Source organism: Candidatus Obscuribacterales bacterium (assembly GCA_036703605.1).
In the GTDB taxonomy this organism is placed as follows: Bacteria; Cyanobacteriota; Cyanobacteriia; order RECH01; family RECH01; genus RECH01.
Genome location: DATNRH010000322.1, coordinates 1 through 1,639 on the forward strand (window position 1 = coordinate 1; position 1,639 = coordinate 1,639).

1 protein-coding gene and 1 rRNA gene are annotated in these 1,639 nt (G+C 54.7%); one reads left to right on the top strand and one right to left on the bottom strand.

The window, feature by feature from the left end:
- Positions 1 to 727 (top strand): 23S ribosomal RNA (locus V6D20_06740); the annotation flags it as partial.
- A 329-nt stretch (positions 728 to 1,056) separates the two neighbouring features.
- Here the strand turns inward: V6D20_06740 and V6D20_06745 are convergent.
- Positions 1,057 to 1,269: a hypothetical protein gene (locus V6D20_06745; protein ID HEY9815482.1), complete on the bottom strand. Its 213-nt coding sequence runs from the start codon at positions 1,267 to 1,269 to the stop codon at positions 1,057 to 1,059.
- Positions 1,270 to 1,639: the final 370 nt, after the last annotated feature.

Genomic DNA, 1,639 nt, shown 5'->3' on the forward strand with positions numbered 1-1,639 from the left:
CCTCTGCTCCCTTGACCTAGGTCTAAGACATAGTCAGGTGGGGAGTTTGGCTGGGGCGGCACATCTGTTAAACGATAACGCAGGTGTCCTAAGATGAGCTCAATGAGAACGGAAATCTCATGTAGAACAAAAGGGTAAAAGCTCATTTGATTTTGATTTTCAGTACGAATACAAACTGTGAAAGCATGGCCTATCGATCCTTTAGCCTTTAGAAGCTTTAAGCTAGAGGTGTCAGAAAAGTTACCACAGGGATAACTGGCTTGTGGCAGCCAAGCGTCCATAGCGACGTTGCTTTTTGATCCTTCGATGTCGGCTCTTCCTATCATTGCGAAGCAGAATTCGCCAAGTGTTGGATTGTTCACCCACTAACAGGGAACGTGAGCTGGGTTTAGACCGTCGTGAGACAGGTTAGTTTTACCCTACTGATGATTGACACACACGCGCGTCACCGTCAAAGTAATCCCACGTAGTACGAGAGGAACTGTGGGTTCACATAATTGGTATTTGCAGTTGGCTGAACAGCCAATGCTGCGAAGCTACCATGTGTAGGATTATGGCTGAACGCCTCTAAGTCAGAATCCATGCTTGCCGAACGGTGATACTTACTGGCCCTCCTATATTTAGGCGGTTGAGGATAGGGGTCCGCCCCTTGAATCGTACCTTGGGAGTTGAGGCGGTGTGGTGGGGTGACTCATTCCCCCGGCCACTGCCATTCACTCTGAATCGTAATTCCAAATATTCGGGAGGGATTAAATCCTTTGCAGACGACTTAAATACAGAACGGGGTATTGTAAGGAGCAGAGTAGCCTTGTTGCTACGATCTTCTGAGATTAAGCCCTTTGTTCTTCAGATTTGGACCACACACACACACAGGGACCGTGCCCCCGGGCACGGGCTTCCCCCTGGCTGTCCATCAAGTTGAGGTTATCCCCATCCAGCGCGCTCCCCCCCTCCACGCACGTTGCCCAGGGGTACCCCAAAACCCTCAACTTACGACACTTGGTGAAAAAAGGAAATCAAAAAAAGGAAGACCAGGCGCAGGTGGAAGCCTGCACATCACTCCAAGTCAAGGGTGTGCCCTGTAGTCATGCCAGCCACACCCACCACAGGCAGGCATGCACGCCCACCACAGGCATGCACGCCCACAGGCACGCCCACCACACCACAGGCACGCCCACCACAGGCACGCCCACCACAGGCCATCACAGGCTCTCCCCCACTGCAGGCACTACCACCACTTGGGGGTACGCTGACTGCAGGCACACCCACTTGCATGGCTCATGCCCATCACACCACGCCCCACTGGGTAAGGCAGATGGTGGACAGAGCCCCACACCCCCTGCATGCCCCCCCTGCATGCCCTGGGCATGCCAGTGTGAGAGTTCCCTTGATGCATTCTGTGCTCCCCTTGCTGGCTGCTGGCTCCCAGGGCGGCGCGCTCACGCGCGCCCCACACCCATGGGGGTTGGCATGCAGGGGGGGCTTGAAAATGACAAGGCAGTCAAGTCAAGGGTACCCCTGTTTCCAGGCCCTGCACGCACCAAAAGGAGAATTTTGGGGCACCCTTACATGCTGTGGGGACGGGAGGGGGCTTGTTGCACGCGTCATGCCCGGGGGCACGACTTGTTTTTTACTGCAG